Here is a 264-nt window from a genome sequence, read left to right as displayed (position 1 = left end):
TCCCGCGCCCGCGACAGCGTCTCGTCCACCGCCACGTTGGTCTGCTGCTCCCGGATCTTCTGCCGGGCCTCCTCCTGACGCAGCAACTGGTTCGGGTCGGCCGCCGGGACAACCTCTTCTTTCGGCGCCGCGACCCCCTTGGGTTCGGCCTTCGGCTCCCCCTGGACCAGTTGGTTCACGTTGACCCGCTCCCCCCGGTCGGTGCGGAAGGTCGCCTTTTTGATCTCCTCCAGGCTGATCTCCCCCTTCTCCAGCCGGCCGGAG

Annotated in this window: 1 protein-coding gene; it reads right to left on the bottom strand. The window is 68.6% G+C overall.

Translation table 11 applies throughout. The annotated features are described in order from the left end of the window. Positions 1-264 (bottom strand): hypothetical protein (locus tag BGIM_RS66350; RefSeq protein ID WP_193789109.1); only part of this gene is annotated, 264 nt, incomplete at both ends.

The sequence above is a fragment of the Zavarzinella formosa DSM 19928 genome (genome assembly GCF_000255705.1).
Taxonomy (GTDB): domain Bacteria; phylum Planctomycetota; class Planctomycetia; order Gemmatales; family Gemmataceae; genus Zavarzinella; species Zavarzinella formosa.
Note: the sequence above shows the minus strand (reverse complement) of the source record. Positions and strands in the feature narration are given on the sequence as shown.